Origin of the sequence: Pseudonocardia pini, from assembly GCF_013870575.1 — a bacterium.
GTDB lineage: Bacteria > Actinomycetota > Actinomycetes > Mycobacteriales > Pseudonocardiaceae > Pseudonocardia > Pseudonocardia pini.
Map to the genome: position 1 here is coordinate 1 of NZ_JACBXB010000977.1, position 1,731 is coordinate 1,731.

Here is a 1,731-nt window from a genome sequence, read left to right on the forward strand (position 1 = left end):
TGGCCAGCACGTACAGCCCCAGCGCGAGCCGCAGCCGCAGCCGCCACGGCGGGCGGAGCACCGCGCTCGTCACGGCCGCGGCGGCGAGGGAACCGGCGGAGAAGCCGACGTCGAGCAGGGTGGCCGTCTGGTCCGCCCAGGCCCAGCCGTGCCCCCGCACGAGGAAGAGGAAGCCGAGCGCCACGAGGATGCCCACCAGCTGCCCGACGATCGCGACCACCGCCGCGAGCCGGGTCCCCAGCCGCCACTCCGCGTACCCCACGAGGAGGGCGAAGCTGCCCGTCATCGCCAGGTAGAACAGCGGGACGACGGCGAAGAACGGCCCGGTCAGCAGCGTCCACCAGCGGCCGGCCTCCAGCGACGGCACCCCGTAGGCGATCGCCGGGTACCAGCTGTGGTCCTCGGCGGCCTGCCAGAAGGACCCGGTCACGAGTCCCAGCACGATCATGGCGAGCACGACCGCGGTCGTGAACGGCAGCCTGCGAGCGAGGGCGAGCGACTTCTGCACATGGGCTGTTCGGTCGGCGGAGGCATCCGTTAGCAGTGATGCAGGTCACTTTCGGGTGATGTCGAGGAACGGGTCCGTGCTCCGTCACCCCGATGTCCGACCGAGAAGAAGGAGCCACGATGCTCGACGACCTGTACACACCCCTCGCGACCACCCTGTTCGCCTCCTCCATCCCCGCCCGGCTCGCCTACACGGGCCTCGACGGCGACCCCCGCGTCGTCCCCGTCGGGTTCCACTGGACCGGCTCGACGATCGTGGTCTGCACGGTCGAGAAGGCCGCCAAGGTCGCCGCGATCCGGGCCAACCCGCGCGTCGCCGTGACGATCGACACCGAGGGCTTCCCGCCGAAGGTGCTGCTGGTCCGCGGCGCCGCGGCCGTCGACATGGTCGAGGGGGTGCCTGCGGAGTACCTCGCCGCGTCCGCGAAGCTGGTCGGCGAGGCGGAGTTCCCGGCGTGGGAGGCGGGGGTGCGCGCGCTGTACCCGCGCATGGCGCGGATCACGATCGTCCCGGCGGTCGCCACGCTGCTGGACTTCGAGACCACGATCCCGAAGGCCGTCGCCGACCTCGTCGCGGCCGCGGGCTGAGGAAGGGGGACGTCATGCCCAGGTTCCTGGTCCTGACCACGCACGAGTCGGCGCACCGCGCCCGGCCGATGACCGAGTGGGATCCGGCCGACGCCGAGGCGCACCTGGAGTGCCTGCGGGCGTTGAACGCCGAGCTGGTCGAGAGCGGCGAGCTCGTGGAGTTCACCCCGCTCGTCGCGCCCGAGCTGGCCAAGGTGGTGACCGCGGGCGGCGCCGCGGGCACCGTCGTCACCGACGGGCCGTTCGGCGAGACCAAGGAGGCCCTCGCCGGCTACCAGGTGCTCGACGTCGAGACGGAGGAGCGCGCGCTCGAGATCGCCGCCCGCGTGTCGGCCGCGCCCGGCCCCGGCGGGGTGCCGCTGCGCCAGCACATCGAGGTCCGGCGGGTCATGGACCTTCGGTGAGCGAGCTGGGGGAGCTGGCGCCGCAGGTCCTGGGGGTCATGGCGCGCAGGCACCGGGACTTCGCGGCCGCGGAGGACGCCGTCCAGGAGGCCCTGCTCGCCGCCTCGCGGCACTGGCTGGTCGACGGCGTGCCGGACAACCCGCTGGGCTGGCTGATCCGCACGGCGGAGAACCGGATGACCGACCGGTACCGGGCCGAGCGGGCGCGCCGCGACCGGGAGGACGCGGCCGC

Annotated in this window: 3 protein-coding genes and 1 pseudogene; 3 read left to right on the forward strand and 1 reads right to left on the reverse strand. The window is 73.5% G+C overall.

The genetic code is table 11. The features are described 5' to 3' along the window. Window positions 1-508 (reverse strand): annotated as a pseudogene (locus H5J29_RS31530) (bifunctional lysylphosphatidylglycerol flippase/synthetase MprF); the annotation flags it as partial. Between the two features lie 119 nt (window positions 509-627). Here H5J29_RS31530 and H5J29_RS31535 point away from each other — a divergent pair. The 3 genes from H5J29_RS31535 to H5J29_RS31545 all read left to right on the forward strand — a co-directional run. Further along, on the forward strand, window positions 628-1,095 hold the full coding sequence (locus H5J29_RS31535) for a pyridoxamine 5'-phosphate oxidase family protein (protein ID WP_181784578.1): 468 nt from the start codon (window positions 628-630) through the stop codon (window positions 1,093-1,095). A 14-nt stretch (window positions 1,096-1,109) separates the two neighbouring features. Beyond that, window positions 1,110-1,499 carry a YciI family protein gene (locus H5J29_RS31540; protein ID WP_181784579.1) on the forward strand — a complete coding sequence of 130 codons (390 nt, stop codon included), beginning with the start codon at window positions 1,110-1,112 and terminating at the stop codon, window positions 1,497-1,499. Continuing rightward, window positions 1,496-1,731: sigma factor (locus tag H5J29_RS31545; RefSeq protein ID WP_446686504.1), on the forward strand; the 236-nt coding region annotated here is incomplete at its 3' end. The genes H5J29_RS31540 and H5J29_RS31545, both read left to right, overlap by 4 nt.

Excerpts from the sequence above, each read along its gene's own strand:
- H5J29_RS31540 (WP_181784579.1), top strand. The coding sequence starts at position 1,110 with ATGCCCAGGTTCCTGGTCCTGACCACGCACGAGTCGGCGCACCGCGCC.
- H5J29_RS31535 (WP_181784578.1), top strand. The coding sequence starts at position 628 with ATGCTCGACGACCTGTACACACCCCTCGCGACCACCCTGTTCGCCTCC.